Raw genomic sequence first — 22,665 nt, 5'->3', positions numbered from 1 at the left:
CAGATGGCACAAGATGTTACTTTTTCCGTGAAATGAAAAGTCTCTGTAAATCATGGGGCTACGAAACCTGCTTGCGATGAAGCAGGAGGTTCCCGGTTCGTATCTCTGTCAGATACTCACCTCACGATTTCTTCGTGGTCGCGACGTCTTCCATGCTTTGCGCCAGGCTGTGTAGGTAATGGGCCAGGGCGACCTCTTCCAGGTGCAGGCCTTTGCGTTGTCGGCTGCGGGGCAGCTTCGCCAGTTCGCCCAGCAGGAAACCCTCCAGCACGGCGGGGTGGATGTAGCATTTGCGGCAGATGGCGGGGGTGTTGCCCAGTTGTCGTGAGACGGCCTTGACCATTTCAACGATGTGTTTCTTGGCATCGGCTTCCGGCTCCCAATGCAGTTTGCGCAGGGTTGCCAGGGCCAGCGCGCTGGCGGCCCAGGTGCGATAGTCCTTGGCGGTGAAGTCGGCTCCGGTCAGGTCTTGCAGGTAGGCATTGATATCCGAAGAGGTGACGGTGTGGCGTTCGCCGTTATCGTCCAGATACTGAAAGAGGTTTTGCCCCGGTAATTCCATGCAGCGCTTGATCACATTGGCCAGTCGTCTATCCCGCACACTGACGCGATGTTCTATGCCGCTTTTACCCCGAAACTCGAAGACGATTTGCGTGCCGTGCACTTCTACGTGTTTGTTGCGCAGGGTGGTCAGGCCGTACGAGCGGTTTTCCTTGGCGTAGCGACTGTTGCCGATGCGGATCAAGGTGGCGTCCAGCAGGGAAATGACCGTTGCCATGACTTTTTCGCGACCGATGCCGGGTTGTGCCAGTTGTGCTTCGATCTGTTTGCGGACCTTGGGCAGTGCATGGCCGAATTCGATCAGGCGCGAGTATTTGTCCTGATCCCGGATTTCCCGCCATTGCGGATGGTAGCGATATTGTTTGCGGCCTCTGGCGTCGCGGCCAGTGGCTTGCAGATGTCCGGCCGGGTCGGCGCAGATCCAGACGTCGGTGTAGGCGGGGGGAATGACCAGTGCGTTGATGCGCTGTATTTCTGCCTCGTCGCGAATGCGCTGACCATCGGTATCGAAGTAGGCGAACTTGCCTCGCAGGATCTTGCGGGTGAACCCTGGCTGAGAATCGTCGACGTAATGAAGTCCAGGCACTGCTGATGAACTGGCGGTCGGAGAGGGCATGGTCATGTTTCCAGGTCGGTTAACAACACTGACCACGCCTGCTCGAGCGGGTGCCAATTATTTCATGCCAGTACCGCGACGGCCTTGATCTGCGCCCAGAGTTGCTGTCCGGGGTAAAGTCTCATGTTGTCGTAGGAATAGCGGGTGATACGCGCCAGCAAAGGTGTGCCGCCAGCATCGAGCCGCACCAGCACATGTGCCGTATTGTCGGCGGCGACTTCGCTGATCACGGTCACGGGTAACCGGTTGAGAATGCTGCTTTGGTCATCGGCCTGCAGGTTGAGGCTGACATCGCGTGCCTGCACCTTGACCCGCAATGTCTTGCCCTTTGCCAGTTCGGTGTGAGCAACGGTCAGGCGCAGGTCGCTGTTGGGCAGGGTGATGGTCAGCAACTGGTAATGACTGTCGTAGGCGCTCACTGCGCCTTCGATCACCACGCCAGCATCGTCGCCTATGGCCAGCGGTAGATCGAGTCTGGCGAGGGTTTCCTTTATGGGGCCACAGGCCAGAACGCTGCCTTCCTCAAGCAGTACCAGATGATCCGCCAGACGTGCCACTTCATCCTGGGAGTGGCTGACGTAGAGCATGGGAATTTCCAGCTCGCTATGCAGGCGCTCCAGATACGGCAGGATTTCGCTTTTTCGCTTGCTGTCCAGCGCGGCCAGCGGCTCGTCGAGCAGCATCAGGCGCGGGCTGGTGAGCAGGGCGCGGGCAATGCCGACTCGTTGGCGTTCGCCGCCGGAGAGCTTGTCTGGCTGGCGATCAAGCAGGTGGTCGATGCCCAGCAAGACCGTAGCGTGCTGCATCTGGATGCTGCGCTGGTTCTTGGGGATGCGGCTCAGGCCGAACTCCAGGTTGCCGCGTACCGACAGGTGCGGGAACAGGCTGGCTTCCTGAAAGACATAGCCGATCGAGCGCTTGTGCGGTGCGAGGAATATGCCGTTGGCCGAGTCCTGCCAGACCTCGCCATTGACCTGGATAAACCCCTGTTGCGCTTTTTCCAGGCCGGCGATGCAGCGCAGGCAGGTAGTCTTGCCTGAGCCGGACGGGCCAAACAGTGCCGTCACGCCTGTGCCCGGCAAGTTCAGGTCAACATCCACCTTGAAGGTGGGAAAAGCCATCTGCAGGCGAGCGGCGATGGGCGATGCCATGAGTCAACTCCAACCTGCTTTGGACTTGCCGCTTGAGTAGAGCGCCAAAAGAACCAGAAATGAAAAAACCAGCATGGCACCCGCCAGCCAGTGAGCTTGCAGGTACTCCATCGACTCGACGTGATCGAATATCTGCACCGACACCACACGGGTCTTCTCGGGGATATTGCCACCAATCATCAGTACCACGCCGAACTCGCCCACGGTATGGGCAAAGCCCAGGATGGCGCCGGTGATGAAGCCAGGTTTGGCCAGCGGCAGAATCACATGGAAAAAGGTGTCCCACGGGCCGGCTCGCAGGGTGGCAGCCACCTCCAGCGGGCGCGTGCCGATGGCCGCGAAGGCATTTTGCAAAGGCTGCACGACAAAGGGCATCGAGTACAGCACCGAGCCGATCACCAGCCCCGTGAAGCTGAACGTCAGCGTGCCCAGGCCAAGGCTCTGGGTGATCTGGCCGACAAAACCGTCAGGTCCCAGCAGGATCAGCAGGTAAAAGCCGATGACCGTCGGCGGCAGCACCAGAGGCAAGGCTACCACTGCGCCTACCGGGCCTTTGAGCCAGGAGTCGGTCCTGGCCAGCCACAGGGCGATGGGCGTGCCGATCACCAGCAGGATGACGGTTGTCAGCGACGCCAGTTTCAGCGTCAGCCAGATCGCCGCGATATCGGCACTCCCCAGCGGCATTTACAGTTGATACCCGAAGGATTTGATGACACTGGCCGCTTGCGGGCCTTTGAGGTATTCCACCAGAGCCTTGGCGGCCGGGTTGTCCTTGCCTTTGTTGAGGATGACCGCGTCCTGTTTGATCGGGTCATGCAGTTCGGCAGGGACGATCCAGGCCGAGCCGCTGGTGAGTTTGTCATCCTTGTAGATCTGCGACAGGGCGACGAAACCCAGCTCGGCATTGCCGGTGGAGGCGAACTGATAGGCCTGGGTGATGTTCTGGCCTTCGACGATCTTGGCCTTCGTTGCATCGATCAGCCCCAGTTTGCCCAGCACTTGAGTGGCTGCCAGGCCGTAAGGTGCGGTCTTGGGGTTGGCGATGGACAGGTGCTGATATTGACCGGCCTTGAGCACGTCGCCCTTGCTGTCGACATAACCCTCTTTGGCCGACCACAGCGCCAGGGTGCCGACAGCATAGGTGAAGCGCGAGCCTTTGACGGTATCGCCTTCCTGTTCAAGCTTGGCCGGGGTGGTGTCGTCGGCGGACAGGAACACTTCAAAAGGCGCTCCGTTCTTGATTTGGGTGTAAAACTGGCCGGTCGAGCCAAAGGCGGCGACAAGCTTATGTCCGGTGTCTTTCTCGAAGTCCTTGGCGATGGCCTGTATCGGCGCCGTGAAGTTGGCAGCCACGGCGACCTGGACCTCATCGGCAAGGGCGGAGGTCATGCCCAGAGCCGCGATGGCTGCAACCAGTGATCTGAGGGTGATGCGTGACAGGAACGCTCGCATGAAACGGCTCCGGGATATTTTGAGGGGGATAATTAGCGAGACAGCCATAGGGAGTCATACGCTATATATTTAAATATATAGCGATGACGCATTCCCATGGAAGCGCTGTTTCACTTCCCGGAGAGTATTTTCAGCGCATTATCAGCCAGTTGACGGGTCAGTTCGGCTGCGGACAGCTCATGCTTGATGCCCACGGCCTGGCCTGCCCACAGGTTCATGAAGTCGCCGTTACCCTGTGGCTCGGCTTTGGCACGAAGGGGGATCAACGCACCGCCAGACAGGGGGAAGGCGGGCGCAAGAGGGCTCATGGGGCCGATTTCTCTCATGATCCGGTTGACGATGCCCCGTGCCGGGCGACCAGTGAAGATGTTGGTCAATGCCGTCTGGCTGTCCGTAGCGCTGCGCAGGGCCTGATGATGCGGCTTGCTGACCTTGGCTTCGGGGCAGAACAGATAAGCCGTGCCCACTTGCACCGCCGATGCGCCAAGGATGAAGGCCGCTGCGACACTTCGGCCTTCTGCAATGCCGCCTGCGGCAATGACTGGCACGCTGACGGCGTTGGCAATTTGCGGGACCAGGGCAAAAGTGCCGACCTGGGTATGGAGTTGGTCGCTGAGGAACATGCCGCGATGGCCGCCTGCTTCATAGCCCATGGCAATAATCGCGTCGCAGCCGTTTTTCTCAAGCCAGACAGCTTCTTCAACGGTGGTGGCCGAGGAGAGGATCCTGGCGCCGGTCGCCCGGACTCTATCCAGCAAGGCGCGTTCAGGAAGGCCGAAATGGAAGCTCACCACTTCAGGTTTCAGGGCTTCGACCAATGCGCAGCTATCGGCATCGAAAGGTGCCCGGCTTGAAACCGGTGTGGGTGCAGCGTAATCGGCACCCAGTTCTTGATAGTAAGGCTGTAGCGCTTCTTTCCAGCGTGCGTCCCGCTCAGGATCGGTAGCAGGCGGCGTATGGCAGAAGAAGTTCAGGTTCAGCGGTGCCTGGCTGTATTGACGAATCAACGCAACTTCTTCGCGTATTTGCTCAGGGCTCAGCATGGCGCAGGGGAGTGAGGCCAGTCCGCCTGCATTTCCGACGGCAATCGCCATTGCCGATCCAGTGGCTCCGGCCATGGGGGCCTGCAGGATGGGCAGGGTGATGGATAGCAGATCAAGGATGCGGTTGTCAGGCCATGAACTCATGCCAGAGGCTCCATATCGAAGGCAGTAAAACTGCTATTGAGCGCGCAGCCATCGCCTTTGGCAACCCTTCAGGCGGATGTTGGCTCACATGGATTTGACTTTGGAGACGGTCGGTCTAATATTGCCGCCATGACGACATTATCCGATAAGCCCAGACGCCCCGGTCGTCCGCCCAAGGTGGACCGTGAAAATCTGGAAACCCGCGAAGCCCTGATTCGCCGAGGCCTTGAGGTCCTGACCGAGCAGGGCTATACGGCCACGGGCATCGATTACATCCTCAAGGAAGTGGGCGTACCCAAAGGCTCCTTCTATCACTATTTTGCCAGCAAGGAAGCCTTTGGCCGCGCAGTGCTGGAGAGCTACGCCGGTTACTTCGCCCGTCGCCTGGATCGCTGGCTGCTGGATGAATCGCTTTCGCCGCTGGAGCGGCTGGTAGGGTTCGTGCAGAGCGCCAAGCACGGCATGGCGCGCCATGATTATCGACGCGGTTGCATGGTGGGTAATTTTGGCCAGGAAATCAGTGTCTTACCTGAATATTTTCGCGTTGAACTTGAAGATATTCTTCAGGGCTGGCAGGCCAGACTCACCCATTGTCTGAAAGCAGCCCAGCAGGCTGGTGAGCTGGCCAGGGATGCGGACTGCAATGAGCTGGCGGCTTTTTTCTGGATCGGCTGGGAAGGCGCGGTGCTGCGTGCGCGGCTGGTTAAAAGCGATAAACCCTTGAATACCTTTATTGCGGGCTTTCTTCGCGGCTTGCCGCAATGATTGCTCGGGTCTATTTAAAGACGATCGGTCTAAATTGGAGGTGCATATGTTCAAAGGCATTTTGATCAACAAGGACGAGCAGGGATACCGCGCCAGTCTGGCAGATATCGATGAAGCTTCGCTGCCGCCGGGCGATGTGACGGTGCAGGTATCCAGCAGCACCCTTAACTACAAAGATGCCCTGGCTATCACCGGTGCCAGCCCAGTAGTGCGCAGTTTTCCCATGGTGCCGGGGATCGATCTGGCGGGAACGGTCGAAAGCAGCGAGTCGCCGGAATTCAAGGTGGGCGATCAGGTCCTGCTCAATGGCTGGGGCGTAGGCGAGTCGCATTGGGGTGGTCTGGCTGCCAGGGCACGACTCAAGAGCCAGTGGTTGATTACTCTGCCCGAGGCGTTCACGCCAGCCCAGGCCATGGCTATCGGTACGGCGGGATATACCGCAATGCTTGCGGTTATCGCTTTGCAGAAACATGGTCTGACGCCCGACAGTGGTGATGTGCTGGTGACCGGTGCCAACGGTGGCGTGGGCAGCTTTGCGGTGGCCATTCTGGCCAGGCTCGGTTATCGGGTCGTGGCTTCCACCGGGCGTCCTGAGGAGAGTGAGTACCTGCAGCAACTGGGCGCGGCGCAGATCATTGATCGGGCGACCTTGTCCGAGCCCGGTCGCCCGTTGGCCAAAGAGCAGTGGGCGGCAGCCATCGATTCGGTCGGCAGCCACACGCTGGCCAATGTCTGCGCCGGCATTCGCTATCGCGGCATAGTTGCAGCCTGCGGTCTGGCGCAGGGCATGGAGTTTCCGGGATCGGTCGCACCGTTCATCCTGCGCGGTGTAACCCTGGCCGGGATCGACAGCGTCAATCGTCCTCGCGCCGACCGCCTGGAAGCCTGGGGGCGGCTGGCCACTGATCTGGATGTTTCGCTGTTACCGCTGATCAGCCGTGAAATCGGATTGAGCGAAGTCATCGACATAGCGCCACAACTGATTGCCGGTCAGGTGAGGGGAAGAGTGGTGGTGGATATCAAACGCTGATTCAGCGCGAAGTCAGTGACCTCCATAACCTCGATCCGCTGCGCTGCCGGATGCAGCGGATTGAGCATGATGTTGCGGGCCTGAGGCAGGGCCGAGGACGGTACGATCAGCCCTAGCTGCTGACCACACCTGAGCCAGGCCGTACCGAAATCCATACTCTGGATATCGGCAGGATTGCTGGCCCATGCCTCGCCAAGTTCTTGCAGGTCGGGTTCGCAGTAAAGCTGCGGCTCATCCGGCAGCTTCACGCGTACGAGTTTCAGTGCGATGCGTGGTACTTCGGTGCAATGGATAACCGCTTCCAGCGCGCAGATTGCTGCTGTCATGCCGAAATACAGGGCTTTGTGCTCCGTGTGATTCCAGCGCCCGCCAAACAGCGCAGCACCCTGGCCACTCAGGTCTGTGGCGCACGGTGCCGTGGTGATTCTCCAGGCGTGCATCAGACAACACCGCCATAGGCGATAGCAGCGAGGGCGCGGCGTACTTGCTGGGCACCGATCTCCGTCTCACACAAGCGCAGAGGATGCTGATCACCCAATGCCGCATTGGCGGTCAGCATCCACTGGCTGGCGCTTTCGGGGGTCTCGAATATTTCCATGGCCTGGGTGGCAATCATGGCGATCCGGTCAAGGCGCTCTGAGGCTATCCGGTCCAGAGGCTGTTGCTGGCGTTGACGCCGCTCCAGGGTGGAAGTCGAGGCATTGAGCAATTCTTCAAGGTGTTCATTACTGAGCCTGAACGCCTCGCGAACCGAGCGTATCCAGCCGGGTGCAAAGCCTGAATGGATATTGCTCAGGCGTTCGCTTTCGGTACGTTTACTGACCTGATTGGCAAGTAACCAGAATTCGGCACCGGATTCGGTGCTGCGAGGAGAAACTGCGGGGGTGAACATCGGAGTGCCTGTTTTTGCCGTGAGAAAACGATCGAAAAACTATCGCAAACAGGCCATTCATCAAGTCTAAAGTTGTTACTGCCAATTGCCCGAAATCAAAAAAAAAGCCACCGCACTCGCGTGTGATGGCTTAAAAGATCTAACCAAAGGACTGATGAAGTAGAGCAGGTATTCAGTCCCTGCGATGCGGTTTCGCAAGGCTGTCAACGTGTTCTGTCATCGCGGGCACAGTAACACTGCCGGGATGTATTCAATTATCAGCAACAATGATAGTGATTATCATTGTTCGCCCCTTGCGCGCCAATGCCTTGTAACGTCTGTCATAACGATGTTTTTCATTTGAAATGAAATACTTTGAATCAAATGCCTGCATTGCTGTAAGAAGTTTCACTGAGACACCTGTGCTTCAGCGCAGGGTGAAGCCATGTATATACCCATCCAAAAAATCGATTCGACCCGTCTGACTTATCCAGCAATCCGATAGCCAACGTTTCTCACCAAATTCATGCTTTACCCCTCTACAACGCACGGGTTTGAGCATGGAAAAGTTCGACATTCACCGTAAAACCAACTTCGAAGCCCTGGTCAATGAATACGGGCTCGATGGCAGTCGTCTGCTGCCATGGGATGGTTATCCGATGCCATTTGCCGGGGGCTGGTGCGTCGTTCGACCGGGTACCAGCAGTGAAGCCCACACCCAGATCGATCAGGAAATCTTCATCGCCATCAAGGGGCGTTCCAGGCTGGTGGTCGGTGATCGGGAAATGGAATTTGCCGTGGGTGACATTGCGGCAATTCCCAAACACACCAATCACTACGTCATCAACGATTCCGATGAGGACTTTCATTTCTACGTGGTCTGGTGGGACATGAACTACGTGAATGCCTTCGTCGAGCAGCACAACGAGACGACGGGGTGCCTCAATGGCTAAGTTCATTGTGACCATCACACCGCCCACGCCCAACGGCGATCTGCACATCGGCCATATCGCCGGACCGTTTCTGGCGGCGGATGTGTTCACCCGCGTCCAGCGCCAGCGCGGCCATGATTGCGTGCTGGTTTCCTACTCGGATGACTATCAGTCCTACATGCTGCGCAAAGGCATGGAGTTGGGTGTCGATCCGGTGGAGCTGGCCAATCGCAACTCGAACCGCATCGAGGCGTCGCTGGCGGCCATCAACATCAAGCCGGACAACTGGATGCGCCCATACCGGAACCCGTGGTTCGAGCAGGCAGTTGGCGAGGTGTTCGGCAAGGTTCGCAAATCCGGCTTCATCGAGTTTCTCGATGCCGAGGAGCCGTATTGCCCGGACTGTCGAGTGTGGGGCTATGAAGCCTTTGCCCGGGGCAATTGCAACTACTGCGGGGCCGAGTCCGACGCCAGCCAGTGCGAAAACTGTGCTCAGGCGCCTGATGCTGCGTTGATGAGCGATCTGCACTGCAAGCTGTGCAAGCAGCCGTCGCAATGGAAATCCACCCATCGTGCCTTCATGAAACTGGCGGCGTTCAAGCCGGTTCTGCGCGACAGGCTGCTGGGCCGCAAATGGCGCAAGCCGCTGGACAACTGGCTGCGCGAAACTGTTGAACACCTGCATGACTGGGGTGTGACGCGCCCTGAAGATGGCGGGCTCGATCTTGAGGTCGATGGTTCATGCCGGGTGCATACCTGGTTCATGGGGCTGGCCGGTTACATGGCGGCTTTTCGCGAGTATGCGGAGCAGGCTGGACGCCCCGAACTGTTCCGCCAGTACTGGCAGTCGGGGCAGGGGACGCTGGTGCATTTTCTGGGTTTCGACTGCGTATTCAGCCACGCCATCGTTTACCCGGCGCAGCTTTCTGCAATGGATGACATCAAGGTCAACCAGCGTTTCATTCCCAACCAGTTTCTCAAGCTCGATGGCCTGAACCTGTCCACCAGCCGCAACCATGCCATCTGGGTCGGGGATCTGGCCCGCGAGGCCTGCGCGGACAGCGCCCGTTTGTACCTGGCCAGTATTGCCCCAGAGGAAAGCGAAGGCGATTTCCGCCTGCAGCACTTCCTGCAATGGCGGCAGAGGGTATTCAACGAGTTTTTCCCGGCCTTGCTGGAAGCCGGGCAACGCTGCGATGACTGCTGGTGGAGTGGCGTCTGCGGCCAGGATGCCGGTTTGCTGGAAGCGCTGCGTCTGCAATGGATCAAGGCTTCGGACTCCGAACATTTCTCGATGAAGGGCATGGCTCAGGTGCTGCTGGATGTGATCGCCATTACCGCTACGCGCCTTGCCGAAGGGCGCACGGTGATTCACCTGGCGGCGTTCCTGGCTGTGATCGGCAAATCGCTGATCCCTGAGATGTCAGCGCGCATCGTCACGGCATTCGGGCTGCCCGAGACACGGGTAAACGCCACGGTCATGTCCGGCTCGGCCGCTGAATACTCTATCTGAGCAGGAACATCTCGATGTTCATCGATTATGAAATTGCGGTGATTGGCGCTGGCATCGTGGGCGCCAGCATTGCCGCGAAACTGAGCAGTACGGGTATTTCCGTGGCGCTGATCGACAAGGGCGCAGCAGGTGCCCTTGGGGCCAGCGGTTATTCTGGCGGGCTGGTGCGTTTATACGACACCGATCCGCTGTTGATGGAACTGGCAGCGTATTCCATTGGCTTGATGGATGAGGGCGTTTTCGCCACCACGTATTCCAGTGCATTGCGTCGCACCGGCATGATTTATCGTGCCGCACCGGATCAACTGGAGGACATCTGGAGCGCGATCAGGCAACACGCCAAAGTGCGCTACCCGATGCATCTGGTCGGCACCCATGAGCTTGACGGCGTGCATTATCCACACTGTCACAAGGAGGCGCGGGTCAATCTGTTCGAGCCCCGTGCCAGTGTGGGGAATGTGCGTCAGGCCGTGGCTTTGTTGAGTAATGTGGTCCGTCAGTATGGGTTGTTGCTGGAGCACAGTGAAGTCAGGTCCATCGACTGTCGTTCCAGTCACGACGTTCGCATCGAACTGGGCAGCGCCACCTTGCGCTGCCGGGCGGTGGTGATTGCCGCCGGGGCCTGGAGTCCGGATCTGCTGCCAGGCATGGACTTCGGACTTGAAACCCGCTCGATCCCACTTGCACGAGTGATGACCGAAAGCACCTGGTTGATGCCGGTGATCGATGCCGTCACCCAGTCTTACGGCATTCCCCTGACCCGCAATATCGTGCAGACCGGCTGTGGCTTGCGAGAGGCGGGTGCGTGGCCGGAAAGTCTTGCCTTGCCTGATGAGCGTCATGCTCTGGACGCCAGCCAGCGGGTGCAGCAACTGTCGGCCTCCACCGGCCTGATCAGCGTGCTGGATGTGCTGCCGGGCTTTGACAGCTATAGCCCCGATGGCAGGCCGTTGGTGGGATTCTGCGGCGAGCACAGCCCGGTTTACATGGCCACCGGTATGTCCGGGCTTGGCTTCAAGTTTGCCCCGGCGATTGCACAGATTGCCTTCGACCAGTTGCGCAGTCATCTGGCAGGCCAGGAACTGAGCAGTGACTGGTCGGCCCTGTCACCAGCCCGCGCCCGCAATGACTCCGCCGACTCGAGCGTGCAGCCATGACCTCAGTACAGACGCCCCGGGCTCTGCGGGTTGGCGTGAGTGCGTTGTTCGACCCCAATGACACGCCTCATGCACGAACCTTTCTGCGGGCGCTGGCTGTAGCCCGCAACTTCATTGCCGGACTGGACCGGGTGGAGTGGCGTTTTCTCGATGATGGCGCCAATGCCGCACGGGGAGTCGAGGTTGCGCGACAGATGATCGACTGGGAGGTTGACCTGGTGGTCGGGCATTTCTCTTCCGATGCAGCGCTGAGTGCCGCGCCACTCTATCAGCAGGCGGGAATCCCCTTGCTGACGCCTGCCGCGACCATTGACTGCCTGACGCTGGAGCACCCCAACGTCTTTCGTTTTTGCCCGTCGGATCGGCAACTGGCCAGTGATCTGCTGGCCTGGCTGAAAACCCGAAACTGGCAGGTTCTGCATATCGACGCCGACGACAGCGCCCACGGTCAGGCATTGGCCAGTGCAATCGCCGTTGCAGCCAGACAGGCTGGGCTGCGCCGGGTTTTCGAGCCCGATCAGGCCCAGGTGGAAGTCTTCGCCGGACGCTTGCAGGCCAGCCGCGAGCACTGGATTGCACGACGCCAGTCGGGCAGTACGCGACCTCTGGTGCTCACTGACGACGCCGCATCGCCTTACCTGGGCAATGCACAGGCTGATGACCGCGACACCTACGTCATCGGTTTCGGTGTAGCAGGCCTGGCTGAAGAACCGGAAAGCTCTTCGCGTCAGGCAACGGATTTTCATCAGCAACTGTACGGCGCAATGCCGCAAACCTATTACCGCGAAAGCCTGCTGATGCTTTACGTACTTGGGGTCTTGGCCAACAGCACTTTGCGCAAAGCCGAACTGTCAGCCGCCTTGAGCAACACCATTTTCAACACGCCGCTGGGCCTCGTCAGTTTCGACCGGGGCGAATGCCGGGGGGCGTTCAACAGTGTCTGGAAGCTGGGCGAGAGAGGGCTCGTCCCCGTGACCGAATAACGCAACACCTCTATCTGCTTACTGCCATTTACTCCAGTTCTAAGGATGGTTCTTCAATGGGTAACTTAGCACCACACACGTTTAATACCGATGCGGTCTGTATTGGTTTCGGGCCGGCAGGTATTGCACTTTCCTGTGTGTTTGAAGATGCGCGGGAAGTGGATGACCCACTGTCTCGCCTGACGGTCCGTTATCTTGAAGCCGCGCCGGATACTCAATGGCATCGCGAACTTCTGCTGACCGGGACTGATATCAATCACCATGTCTTTCGCGATCTGGTAACGCCGCGCAATCCCCGCAGCCGCTTTTCATTCGCCATGTACCTGAAAAGCCAGGGCCGCATGTTCGACTTCGGTCTGCTGGGGCGTCCTGCCAGCCGCCATGAGTGGTCGGACTATCTCGCCTGGGTTTCCCGGCAAGTCGACAGCTACACCCGCTTCAATGCGCCCGTCACTGAAATCCTGCCGGTCATTCGTGACGGTCGTTTGTGCGAGGTGCAGGTCAAGACGCCGGATGCCAGTTTCAACACACGCAATATCGTGCTCTCCAGCGGCAGTGCGCCAAGAGTTCCGGTGGAGTTCCAGGCTCTGCTTGGCCCGACCCTGTTCCATACCTCGCAGTTTCTGACCCGCCTCAAAGCCTTTGGCGACCGGCTGCCCAAGCGCTGGCTGGTGCTGGGTTCCGGGCAGAGCGCCAGTGAGTCGGTGCTGGAGCTGACCGGTCGCGACAGCAGCATCGAGGTGCATTCGGTGCATCGCTCCGCAGGCTTCAAGCTGACTCAACTGGGCCAGTTCCCCAACCGGGTTTTTGCCCCGGATCATGTGGACTATTTCCATGACCTGAACCCTGCTGCACGCCACCGCTTCCTCGACTGGAGCCGGTCGACCAACTACGCCGGTATCGATCCGGACGAGAGCCAGAAACTGTTCTCGATGATCTATGAAGACACCATTGTCGGTCGCAAGCGTTTGCAGACCTATGGCTACCGGGTCATCTCCCAGGTGGAAAAAATCGACCAGGGTTATCGCGTGGCATTGACCGACACCTTCAGCCAGCGCACCGAACTGCTGGAAGTGGACGTGATCGTGCTGGGCACGGGCTACCAGCAATATCTGATCCCGCCGTTGCTGAGCAACCTGCAGCCCTGGCTCAAGGCTGATGTGGACGGCGGCCTGGTCATCGACAGGAATTACAACGTCGCCACTCAGGGCGAGTGTGACGTGAGCGTCTGGGTCAACGGCCTGTCCGAGCGTACCCATGGCATCAGCGACAGCCAGTCGTTTTCCCTGATGGCGTTGCGCGCCGAGCGCATTGCCAATGCCCTTGGACAAACACTCGATTCCCTGGCCGATGCCCCGCTCCTGACACAGTGAAGTGATCCTCATGTACGACAATATCTGCGATATCGTTCACGACCAGACCTTTCTCAAGGTCGCAGGTCTGGGGCATGATTTTTTCCTGAAAATGGAATCGCTCAACCCGGCAGGCTCCATCAAGCTCAAGACCGCCGTGGGCCTGGTAGATGATCTTCAGGCCCGCGGCCTGATCGGTCCGGACACCATTCTGATCGAGTCTTCGTCCGGCAACCTGGGTGTGGCCCTGGCGATGATCTGTGCCGAGCGCTCCATCAGGTTCACCTGTGTGGTCGACCCCAACAGTTCCAATCACAACATCCGCATGATGCGCACTTATGGCGCCGAGGTGATCCAGGTCGATACGCCGGATGCCAATGGCGGTTTTCTGGGGACGCGCATCGCTTTGATCCGTGACAAGGTCGGCAGCGACTCGCGCTATGTCTGGCTCAATCAGTATGAAAATGCGGCCAACCCCCGGGCCCATGCGCGCACGACGGCGCGTTCCATAGGCCGACATTTCGGGCATGTGGATTACCTGTTCGTGGGGGCTGGCACCACCGGAACCCTGATGGGCTGCGTGCAGTATTTCCAGCGCCATCACCCCACGACCAAGATCATTGCCGTGGACAGTGTCGGCTCGGTGACTTTCAACACGCCCGCCAGTCGGCGTTTCATTCCGGGGCTGGGCACCAGCCAGCGTCCGCCGATCTTCAACGCCGAAGGCATTCATGCCCTGGAAATGGTGCCTGAATCGCGCACCGTTGCCATGTGCCGGGTATTGGCGCGCAGCAAAGGCTTGCTGGTCGGTGGTTCGACCGCCACGGTGATAGCGGCCGTGCATGCCTGGCGCGAGCGCATCGAGCCGGACTCGGTGGTGGTGGCGTTGTCGCCGGACTGGGGCGAGCGCTATCTGGACACGCTTTACGACGACCCATGGGTCGAGCAGCGCTTTGGCAGTGAAGTGCTGAACATGACCCTGGCTGACATGCCGATCGTACCCGAGTGGACCACTTATCTGGCGGCTGAGCGCCTGCGCCAGACGCCATTCCATGTGGTGGATGGCGAAGCGGTGGCGCGGATTCTGTCTGCCGACCCGCAAGCCTGCATCGACGATGTGCAGCGTGCGTATCTGGAGCATGAAGCGGGGCGTTCCATCAACCCGGACAGTTACTTCCTGCGCTTTCCCCAGGCTCCGGCCAATCGCATCATCGCCTTGCCGGCCAGCCTGTCGGGTGAGCAGTCGGTCAGTGGCATCAAGTGGATTTCCAGCTTTCCCGGCAATATCGACACGGGGTTGCAGCGAGCCTCGGCGGTGCTGATCCTCAACGACCCGCTGACCGGCTACGCCTTCGCGTGTCTTGAAGCTTCGCGCATCAGCGCCATGCGGACGGCGGCTTCGGCAGTGCTGGGGGCGCGCTGGTTGAACCGCCAGCAACGCAGCGTCCGTCGCATCGCCTTTATCGGCGCAGGGTTCATTGCCCGCACGATTCTGGACATGTTCGTCAGCGATGGCTGGGCTATGGATGACGTCAGCGTATTCGACAAACATGTGGAATCGGCCCTGGCCTTGATCGAACACGCTTCGACCCGTCATCAACTCACCAGTCACCCGGCGGATCTGGAAAGCAGCCTGCAGGCCGATGTGGTGGTATTTGCGACCACTGCGCCGAGCCCTTACGTGGACGATTACCCGTTCCGCCCCGAGCAGGTCATCCTCAATATCTCATTGCGTGATCTGGGGCCGAAGGTCATTGCCGGCGCCAACAATATCCTCGATGACGTGGAGCACTGCCTCAAGGCCCAGACCTCGCCTGACCTTGCGGTGCAGCATTATCAGGATCGCTCGTTCATCACCGGCACCCTGGCGCAACTGATGCTGGGCCAGGTCGAGCTGAAGCCGGGCCGGGCGTCGATCTTTTCGCCGTTCGGGCTGGGAGTGCTGGATCTGGCTGTGGGCCAGCGGGTGTATCAGCAGGCGATTACCGACTGCACGGCGTTGTCCGTGCCCCGGTTCTTTTTTGAATCGAATCGGTGGTGATGGCTATGCAGACTCTTTCCATCGAGCGTTTCCTTGATGAAACCCTACCTGTTGCCGTACCTGAAACACGCAAGGTCGCCATTGTCGGCATGGGCTCCAGAGGGTTGAGTGTTCTGGAGCAGTTGATCGGCATGGCGCGTCAGGACCCGAGCCAATGCTGGGTGATCGAGGTTTTAGACCCGCAAGCGCCCGGCAGCGGCCTGCACCTGGCCGAGCAACCGGACTACCTGATGCTCAACACCATGGCCGGGCAGCTTTCGGCGTTTTCCAGTGCGTTTCCTGTTTGTGAGCCGGCGGGCATGACATTCCTGCAATGGTGTACAGCCCATGGCGTGCGTCTGGATGAGCGTGGCCATACCTGTGATAGCGAGCATGGTCGCCCCGTCGGGTTTGGCGATTTCGTGCCACGCAAGTTACTGGGCCGCTATCTGCAGGACAGCTACCGGTTTCTGCTGGAGCAATGTCCTGCCAGTGTCCAGGTGTGTCATGACCCGCAAGAGGTGATCGCTTGCCAGTCATTGCCGGATGCCACGGGCTTTCGCTTGAAGGTCGCCAATGGCCGACAGTTCATCACTGAAGCGTTGTTTCTCACCAGCGGGCATGTGCTTGAAGCACGGGCAGAACAGGTCATTGGTGAGCGGGTTGCCATCGAAGGCCTTGGACTGACCGCCATGGACACCGTTGCCGCACTGACTCAGGGCCGAGGCGGGCGCTACGAGCGTGACGCGGGCTTTGCTGGCTGGCGTTACCTGCCTTCGGGTCGCGAGCCGCAGATCTACCTGTTTTCCCGTTCGGGGCTGGCGTTCCATGCCCGGCCACAATGGAGCCCGGCCAGCAGTGAAAGATTACCCAGGATGTTTTTTACCGCCCAGGCCATCGAGGTCTTGCGACAGCAGAGCGCGACCGGGCAACTGGATTTCGAGCAGGACATCCTGCCGCTGATCGAAGACGAAATGCGTGCGGTGTTCTATCAGGCCAGGGTTCGGCTTGAAGCACCTGAACAACTGTTGTCTGTTCAACAAGGATTGTGGGCCGCTAAGGGGGCCGATGTTCGGGAAATGCTGTTCGCTCGCCTGGCCGGAGAGTGGGGCGAGTTCGAGCCGGCTCACTGGTTGCCAACCCGGCGTTGGACGGGGCAGGCCAGCGATTACAGCCAGTGGTATCGCGAGTGGGTCGAGCATGATCTGGCGCTCAGTCGCCGAGGCACTGCACAGAGCCCGGTGAAGCAGGCGCTGGAGGTCTGGCGCGACTACCGCGACCTGCTGCGAATGCTGGTGGATCGCAACGGGCTGACGGAACGCTCGACCCTTGAGTTCTATGGCACCTGGGCCGGGCTTTCAAACCGTCTGGTCGGCGGGCCGCAAAAAGAACGTTACGAAGACCTGCTGGCCTTGATGGACGCCGGTGTGGTCACGGTATTGCCGCCGATGGAGGAGGCAGGCTGTTCGGATTTCGACAGGGTCATCAATGCCCGGGTCCCTCATAGCGGCCTGTCCCGCAACCCTCAGGGCTTGATCGGCGATTTGCAGCGTCAGGGGCTGGTTCGCGCTGCCCATGCCTATCCCGCCGATGGCATCGAGACGGACAGCGTAGGCCGGGCGCTGAGTGCTGACGGTTCGGTCCAGCAAAGGCTCTGGGTCCTGGGTCCTGCCGTCGAGGGCTGCACTTTCTATAACCACTACGTTCCCACGCCGGATCCGGGTTGTCGGGCGCTTATCGAAGCGCGACTGGCTGTCGAGTCTTGTATGGACACATTGGGTGTTAACGCTTCAACAGCCGCCAGTTTGTAACCCGCCACATTATTTATTGAATTGAACAGGATAACTTTTGATGTACGAGATCACGTTGTTGACCGCGCTTGCCGGTGCTTTCATCGTTCTGATTATCAGCCCCGGTCCCAACTTTCTGGTCATTACCCAACTTTCATTCAGCCAGTCTCGACAGCAAGGAATATGTGCCGGGCTGGGGGTGGCGTCGGGAAGCATCATCTGGGCATTGCTGGCGGCTACCAGCCTGGGGCTGATCTTTCAGCAACTGCCCTGGTTGCAGCCGGCCCTGCAATTGCTCGGCGGCACTTACCTCACCTGGCTGGGCAGCAAAAGTCTGCGCAGCGCGGGCAGTCAGCCCAAGCCGCGTGATATCCGGGCCCTGGGCATCGGCAGTCTGGGCCGCGCCTATCGCTTTGGCCTGCTGACCAATATGACCAATCCCAAGGCCCTGGCTTTCTACACCAGCGTATTTACCACCGTCACCACGCCGGGCATGCCAATGTGGGTACGTACTGCCGGGGTTTCGATTATCGCGATTCTGGCCATTTCCTGGTTTGTCTTGTTGGCGACGCTGTTTTCGATTCCGGCTGTTCAAGCGCGTTATCAGCGTATGAAGAAGGCCATCGACATCATTACCGGGCTGTTCATGATCGTTTTCGGTCTGCGACTGCTGATCGGTTTATTGCCTGCCGGTTTTATCGGCTGAAGCAACTATCGCCTCAATAAGGAATAGACCTATGCACACTAACGACTGGAACTATCCCACTTCGATTCGGGTGGGAGCTGGGCGTGTCAGAGAGTTGGCCGATGCCTGTCGTGCCACAGGGATCAAACGCCCGTTACTGATTACCGACACGTTTCTGGGCAGCACCGACATGATCCACAGCGCCTTGACCGAGTGCCGCGAAGCGCTGGGGCACTGCGGCCTGTTCGATCAGGTCAAGGGCAACCCCACCGGCGACAATGTCGCCAATGGGTTGCAGGCTTATAAAACCGGTGGTCATGACGGTGTCATCGCTTTTGGCGGCGGCTCTGCGCTGGATGCGGCAAAGGCCGTGGCGCTGATGTCGGGCCAGACTCGTCCGCTCTGGGATTTTGAAGACATCGGCCAGAACCACTTGCGGGCCGATCCTCTGGGGATTGCGCCGGTGATTGCCTTGCCCACGACGGCAGGTACCGGTTCGGAAGTCGGACGGGCATCGGTAATTACCGACGAAGAGGCGCGGGTCAAACGCACCATCCTGCATCTGCGGATGATGCCGCGCATTGCCATTCTGGACGCCAACCTGACCCTTGATCTGCCCACGCACCTGACCGCTGCCACCGGCGCCGATGCCCTGACTCACTGCATGGAAGCCTATTGTTCGCCGGTCTATCACCCGATGGCCGAGGCCATTGCGGTCAAGGGCATGCAATTGATCAAGGTTCATTTGCCCAGAGTCGTGGCGGATGGTCACGATCTTGAGGCCCGCCAGCAGATGCTGGTGGCTTCAAGCATGGGTGCGGCTGCCTTTCAGCGTGGGTTGGGCGGGGTGCATGCCATCGCCCAGAGCCTGGGTGCCCTGTATGACCTGCACCACGGTTTGCTCAATGCCATTCTGTTGCCCTACGTGTTGCAAGCTAATGAATCGGCCCTGACCACGCAAATGGACGATCTGGCGGTTTACCTGCGCCTGCCCGGGTCGGGCTTCGAGGGTGTCATGGAGTGGCTGTTGCAACTGCGCGAAGAAATCGGCATTCCTCACACGCTGGGAGCCATTGGCATCGATGAGCGGGATGCGGAGCTGGTGGGGCGTATGGCCTTTGCCGATGGTTGCTCACATACCAATCCGATCCGTCATTCGGCGCAGGCCTATTCGCAGATATTCAGCCATGCGGTCAGAGGGCTGTAGCCTATGCCGTCTATCGATGGGCCGGTCATCAAACGTCTGGTCGAAGTCTGGCATGGGGTTGTCGATCAGGGCTCGATTGTGGGCGGGGTGCTGCTTGTGGCTCAGGAGGGCGAGATTCGCTACGCCTCCGCTCGAGGCTGGGCGGATCGTGAAAGCCGGATAGCGGTGCAGCGTGATACCCGGTTTCGTCTGGCGTCGCTGACCAAGCTGCTGACGTCGGTCACGGCCTTGCGTCTCTGCGAGCTGGGGGTATTGCCGCTGGAGGCACCGGTGACGAACTGGCTCAAGGACTTTCGCCCGCAACTTGCCGATGGTCGAGAGCCGGTCATCACCTTGAGGCATTTGCTGTCGCACACCGCCGGCCTGAGCTATGGCTTCGAGCAACCACCGGGCAATGCCTATGCACTGGCCGGTGTATCGGACGGGCTGGATCTTGTCGCCATGGACTTGCAGCAGAACCTGCAACGTCTGGCCAGCGTGCCTCTGTTGTTCGAGCCGGGCACGGGCTGGGGGTATTCGTTGGCTACGGAGGTGGTGGGCGCCATCATCGAACAGGCCACCGGTCTTGCGTTGCCGCAAGCGGTCGCCCGTTGGGTGACGGAACCTTTGGGCATGAGCGCGACGGGGTTCAGTCCCACTGGCGATCAACTGCTGGCCAGCGCCTACAAGGACGGAGTGTGTGGCCCGGAACGGGTGAGCCGCCATGATGTACTGGTGCTCGACAGCGGGCATGCCTGGCTGTCGTCGAGCCGGGCTTATGAGCCTGAGGCTTATGCTTCGGGGGGCGCGGGCATGCTGGGCTCGGCCGATGATTATCTGCGTCTGCTGGAGTGCCTGAGGCTGGGTGGTTCACCGGTATTGAGCGCTGCCAGTACCGCCAGCCTGTTGGGCAATGCCATTGGTGATATCGGGCTGGCGGGCAGGGGGGCTGGCTGGAAGTTCGGGCTTGGCCCGGTAGTGCTTGCCGACCCTGAGCGTGCCCGGCATCCGCAGGGCGCGGGTACCTGGTCGTGGTGTGGTTTATATGGATGCCATTACTGGGTCGATCCGCAGGCCGGGATCAGCCTGGTTGCCTTGACCAATACCGCCGTGGCCGGGGCATGGGGGGCATTTTCCGATGGGCTGGTCGAGGCCATCTACGGCTAGAACCGGCCAGTATCAGGCCCTGGCAAACTGCTTGCGGTAACTGCTGGGGCTGATACCCACCAGATTGCGGAAGTGCCGACGGAAAGACTCTTCCGAACCAAAGCCTGCTCTGTCTACTACCTCATTGAGGCGGATTCGCGAAGATTCCAGCAATTCCTTGGCGTAGGCGATGCGTTCACCCAACAGCCAGTCATAAGGCGTCAGCCCGGTGCTTTCCATGAAGCTGCGGTGCAGAGTACGGGTACTGACGGCGGCGCGGGAGGCCATTTCCTTGATGGTGTGCGGGCGCTGCAAGTCGCTGCGGATCCAGTCCATCAGGTTGGAGATCGGCCCATCGGCGGCTGCGACCAGTTGCCGGGAAGCGTATTGCGACTGTCCGCCTTCGCGATGGGGCGGAATCACCATACGTTGCGCCACCATATTGGCAACACGTGAGCCGTGATCGTTACGCACCAGATGCAGCATCATGTCCAGGCCTGCTGCAGACCCGGCAGCAGTCACGATATTGCCTTGATCGACATACAGCTCATTGGGCTGGATGGTCAGGCCCGGATACATGGTGGCCAACAGGTCGGTGTAACGCCAGTGAGTGGTTACCTTGTGCCCATCGAGCAGGCCTGCCGCTGCCAGCACAAAGGCGCCGGTGCAGATCGAGCAAATGCGTGCCCCGCGTGCATGGGCTGCCTGAAGTTGTTCGATAAGCCGTTGAGGAATTGCGGATTCCACCCCGCGCCAGCCGGGGACGATGATGGTGTCGGCGTTTTCCAGCAGCACATCACCGGGCGTTGGAACGATAGTAATGCCGCCCGCCGCTGTGATCGGGCCGTCATCTACCGGAAAAGTGGCGAACTCATACCAGTTCACACCCAGCTCGGGCCTTTTCAGGGCAAAGACTTCCACCGTACACCCGAATTCAAAGGTGCAGAGCTGGTTGTAGATGAGGGCAACGACGAGATGATTTTTCATGGCGCGATGTTACCGGATATTGGCATTACCGACAGTAGTTCGGTGTGATGCTACTGGGTAATCTGACGGCTGTCACCAAGTACTCTGGAGCCCCTTCATGTCACTCAATATCGGTATCTACGTCTATGACGATGTCGAAGTCCTGGACTTCGCAGGGCCCTATGAAGTGTTCACCACTGCAACGCGCATGCATGCACGCAAAAGCCGCGACGAACGGCCATTGTTCAATGTATTCACCATTGGCCGAAGCACCGCTTCGGTACGCGCCAGGGCTGGCCTGAAGGTCGACCCGGACTATTCGATCCATGATCATCCGGCCATGGATTGCCTGATCGTGCCGGGCGGCGTTGTAAACGCCGAACTGGAAAAACCGGATGTCATCCACTGGATCAGTGATCAGTCTGTGCCCGGTCGTGTGGTGGCTGCCGTCTGCACCGGCGCTTTCTTGCTGGCCAAGACCGGCAAGCTGGCAGGTAAACAAGTCACCACTCACTGGGAAGACATCGCCGACCTCAAGGAAATGTTCCCCTCCATCGATGTGCTGAGCACCCTGCGCTGGGTCGATGAAGGTTCCTTTGTGACCTCGGCGGGCATTTCTGCCGGTATCGACATGAGCCTTCACCTTGTCGAACGTTTGCACAGTCGCGAACTGGCGGAACGCACCGCTCTGCAACTAGACTTCGACTGGACCGAAAACGACTGAGTCATCTCGCCATCCCGTCTTTTCCTGTTTTTTCAGAAGGATCGGTGCCGATATTCCCTCTGGCTCACAGCCGTTGAGCCAGGCAGGGAATATCACTGATTTCGTGACGCGCTTGGGCGTCACGCACCTTTCTCGAAAAATGCAGCGGTCGCTTTACCCCGTCTGACACTTCCCTTTGTGCCGCCCTGCGGCAGGCTGCGGGATTGCGTTTGCGGGGCTTCTTGTATTCCCTTCACCAACCTGCTCAATTGCAGGCCCGCGCCCACTATCGCCACGTCCAGAGTGCAGGAAATATGAAAACCCACTTTTTCAAAGTCGTTCAAGCCGTTGCAATGCATGGTTCTTTCTCGGAGGCTGCAGCCATCCTGGGGTGTAGTCAGTCCAATATCAGCTACGCCATCAAGGAAGTTGAAGATTTTTTCGAGAAACGCCTGTTCATCCGCAGCCGCACAGGCTGCACCCTGACCCCGGAAGGAAAAGTCATCACCCAGACCCTGGGCAGTATCATGGCGACGCTTGAGCAACTAAAAAAAATGGGGCCAGCGGTACTGTAACAATCCATTATTTCACACACATTC

Annotated in this window: 22 protein-coding genes; 14 read left to right on the top strand and 8 right to left on the bottom strand. The window is 59.3% G+C overall.

Going from position 1 to position 22,665, the window contains the following annotated elements:
* Nucleotides 1-121: 121 nt before the first annotated feature.
* The 5 genes from KGD89_RS13555 to KGD89_RS13535 all read right to left on the bottom strand — a co-directional run bounded on the left by KGD89_RS13555 (nucleotide 122) and on the right by KGD89_RS13535 (nucleotide 4,967).
* Complete coding sequence (locus KGD89_RS13555; protein ID WP_025260321.1) at nucleotides 122-1,177, bottom strand: DNA topoisomerase IB; 1,056 nt, start codon at nucleotides 1,175-1,177, stop codon at nucleotides 122-124.
* Nucleotides 1,178-1,239: 62 nt separating this feature from the next.
* Entirely contained in the window at nucleotides 1,240-2,328 is a 1,089-nt protein-coding gene (gene modC, locus KGD89_RS13550; RefSeq protein ID WP_025260320.1) for a molybdenum ABC transporter ATP-binding protein, read from the bottom strand.
* Nucleotides 2,329-2,331: 3 nt separating this feature from the next.
* Nucleotides 2,332-3,012 (bottom strand): molybdate ABC transporter permease subunit, encoded by a 681-nt coding sequence (modB, locus tag KGD89_RS13545; protein ID WP_025260319.1) that lies wholly within the window; start codon nucleotides 3,010-3,012, stop codon nucleotides 2,332-2,334.
* Complete coding sequence (gene modA, locus KGD89_RS13540; protein WP_117148205.1) at nucleotides 3,013-3,717, bottom strand: molybdate ABC transporter substrate-binding protein; 705 nt, start codon at nucleotides 3,715-3,717, stop codon at nucleotides 3,013-3,015.
* Nucleotides 3,718-3,890: 173 nt separating this feature from the next.
* Nucleotides 3,891-4,967, bottom strand: a complete 1,077-nt coding sequence (locus KGD89_RS13535; RefSeq protein WP_025260317.1) for an NAD(P)H-dependent flavin oxidoreductase — start codon at nucleotides 4,965-4,967, stop codon at nucleotides 3,891-3,893.
* Nucleotides 4,968-5,096: 129 nt separating this feature from the next.
* On the opposite strand from KGD89_RS13535, the gene acuR reads away from it, so the two are divergent.
* Nucleotides 5,097-5,732 (top strand): acrylate utilization transcriptional regulator AcuR, encoded by a 636-nt coding sequence (acuR, locus tag KGD89_RS13530; RefSeq protein WP_038399879.1) that lies wholly within the window; start codon nucleotides 5,097-5,099, stop codon nucleotides 5,730-5,732.
* A gap of 46 nt (nucleotides 5,733-5,778) precedes the next feature.
* Nucleotides 5,779-6,762, top strand: coding sequence for an acrylyl-CoA reductase (NADPH) (gene acuI / locus KGD89_RS13525; protein ID WP_025260315.1), 984 nt, complete (start codon nucleotides 5,779-5,781; stop codon nucleotides 6,760-6,762).
* Here the strand turns inward: acuI and KGD89_RS13520 are convergent.
* Both KGD89_RS13520 and parS read right to left on the bottom strand, forming a co-directional pair.
* The gene (locus KGD89_RS13520; RefSeq protein WP_025260314.1) at nucleotides 6,723-7,202 is read right to left on the bottom strand and encodes an RES family NAD+ phosphorylase; all 480 of its coding nucleotides are present in this window, start codon (nucleotides 7,200-7,202) and stop codon (nucleotides 6,723-6,725) included. The two genes, acuI and KGD89_RS13520, sit on opposite strands and share 40 nt — an antisense overlap.
* The gene (gene parS / locus KGD89_RS13515) at nucleotides 7,202-7,654 is read right to left on the bottom strand and encodes a type II RES/Xre toxin-antitoxin system antitoxin (protein WP_025260313.1); all 453 of its coding nucleotides are present in this window, start codon (nucleotides 7,652-7,654) and stop codon (nucleotides 7,202-7,204) included. The genes KGD89_RS13520 and parS overlap by 1 nt, the downstream gene beginning before the upstream one ends.
* Before the next feature lie 539 nt (nucleotides 7,655-8,193).
* Here parS and KGD89_RS13510 point away from each other — a divergent pair.
* Genes KGD89_RS13510 through KGD89_RS13465 form a run of 10 tightly spaced genes read left to right on the top strand, consistent with a single transcriptional unit; the run spans nucleotide 8,194 to nucleotide 20,418 of the window.
* Entirely contained in the window at nucleotides 8,194-8,586 is a 393-nt protein-coding gene (locus KGD89_RS13510; RefSeq protein WP_025260312.1) for a cupin domain-containing protein, read from the top strand.
* The gene (locus KGD89_RS13505; protein ID WP_025260311.1) at nucleotides 8,579-10,078 is read left to right on the top strand and encodes a methionine--tRNA ligase; all 1,500 of its coding nucleotides are present in this window, start codon (nucleotides 8,579-8,581) and stop codon (nucleotides 10,076-10,078) included. The genes KGD89_RS13510 and KGD89_RS13505 overlap by 8 nt, the downstream gene beginning before the upstream one ends.
* A gap of 14 nt (nucleotides 10,079-10,092) precedes the next feature.
* Nucleotides 10,093-11,235 carry an NAD(P)/FAD-dependent oxidoreductase gene (locus KGD89_RS13500; RefSeq protein ID WP_025260310.1) on the top strand — a complete coding sequence of 381 codons (1,143 nt, stop codon included), beginning with the start codon at nucleotides 10,093-10,095 and terminating at the stop codon, nucleotides 11,233-11,235.
* On the top strand, nucleotides 11,232-12,218 hold the full coding sequence (locus tag KGD89_RS13495) for an ABC transporter substrate-binding protein (RefSeq protein ID WP_025260309.1): 987 nt from the start codon (nucleotides 11,232-11,234) through the stop codon (nucleotides 12,216-12,218). The genes KGD89_RS13500 and KGD89_RS13495 overlap by 4 nt, the downstream gene beginning before the upstream one ends.
* Nucleotides 12,219-12,274: 56 nt before the next feature.
* A complete protein-coding gene (locus KGD89_RS13490; RefSeq protein WP_025260308.1) occupies nucleotides 12,275-13,591 on the top strand; it encodes a SidA/IucD/PvdA family monooxygenase in 1,317 nt (438 codons plus the stop codon).
* 10 nt (nucleotides 13,592-13,601) lie between these two features.
* Entirely contained in the window at nucleotides 13,602-15,611 is a 2,010-nt protein-coding gene (gene sbnB, locus KGD89_RS13485) for a 2,3-diaminopropionate biosynthesis protein SbnB (RefSeq protein WP_074569128.1), read from the top strand.
* A gap of 5 nt (nucleotides 15,612-15,616) precedes the next feature.
* On the top strand, nucleotides 15,617-17,401 hold the full coding sequence (locus KGD89_RS13480; RefSeq protein WP_051427780.1) for an FAD/NAD(P)-binding protein: 1,785 nt from the start codon (nucleotides 15,617-15,619) through the stop codon (nucleotides 17,399-17,401).
* A 40-nt stretch (nucleotides 17,402-17,441) separates the two neighbouring features.
* Nucleotides 17,442-18,086, top strand: a complete 645-nt coding sequence (locus KGD89_RS13475) for a LysE family transporter (RefSeq protein ID WP_025260306.1) — start codon at nucleotides 17,442-17,444, stop codon at nucleotides 18,084-18,086.
* Nucleotides 18,087-18,117: 31 nt separating this feature from the next.
* Nucleotides 18,118-19,272 carry an iron-containing alcohol dehydrogenase gene (locus KGD89_RS13470; RefSeq protein ID WP_025260305.1) on the top strand — a complete coding sequence of 385 codons (1,155 nt, stop codon included), beginning with the start codon at nucleotides 18,118-18,120 and terminating at the stop codon, nucleotides 19,270-19,272.
* A 3-nt stretch (nucleotides 19,273-19,275) separates the two neighbouring features.
* Nucleotides 19,276-20,418 carry a serine hydrolase domain-containing protein gene (locus KGD89_RS13465; protein ID WP_038399877.1) on the top strand — a complete coding sequence of 381 codons (1,143 nt, stop codon included), beginning with the start codon at nucleotides 19,276-19,278 and terminating at the stop codon, nucleotides 20,416-20,418.
* Nucleotides 20,419-20,430: 12 nt separating this feature from the next.
* Here the strand turns inward: KGD89_RS13465 and ftrA are convergent, their stop codons facing one another.
* The gene (gene ftrA, locus KGD89_RS13460; RefSeq protein WP_025260304.1) at nucleotides 20,431-21,384 is read right to left on the bottom strand and encodes a transcriptional regulator FtrA; all 954 of its coding nucleotides are present in this window, start codon (nucleotides 21,382-21,384) and stop codon (nucleotides 20,431-20,433) included.
* A 97-nt stretch (nucleotides 21,385-21,481) separates the two neighbouring features.
* On the opposite strand from ftrA, the gene KGD89_RS13455 reads away from it, so the two are divergent.
* Together KGD89_RS13455 and KGD89_RS13450 are read left to right on the top strand one after the other, a co-directional pair.
* Entirely contained in the window at nucleotides 21,482-22,087 is a 606-nt protein-coding gene (locus tag KGD89_RS13455) for a DJ-1/PfpI family protein (protein ID WP_025260303.1), read from the top strand.
* Nucleotides 22,088-22,380: 293 nt separating this feature from the next.
* Entirely contained in the window at nucleotides 22,381-22,641 is a 261-nt protein-coding gene (locus KGD89_RS13450; protein WP_025260302.1) for a LysR family transcriptional regulator, read from the top strand.
* Nucleotides 22,642-22,665 lie beyond the last annotated feature (24 nt).

Source organism: Pseudomonas cichorii (assembly GCF_018343775.1).
Taxonomy (GTDB): domain Bacteria; phylum Pseudomonadota; class Gammaproteobacteria; order Pseudomonadales; family Pseudomonadaceae; genus Aquipseudomonas; species Aquipseudomonas cichorii.
This window is presented reverse-complemented; position numbering and strand designations above follow the sequence as displayed.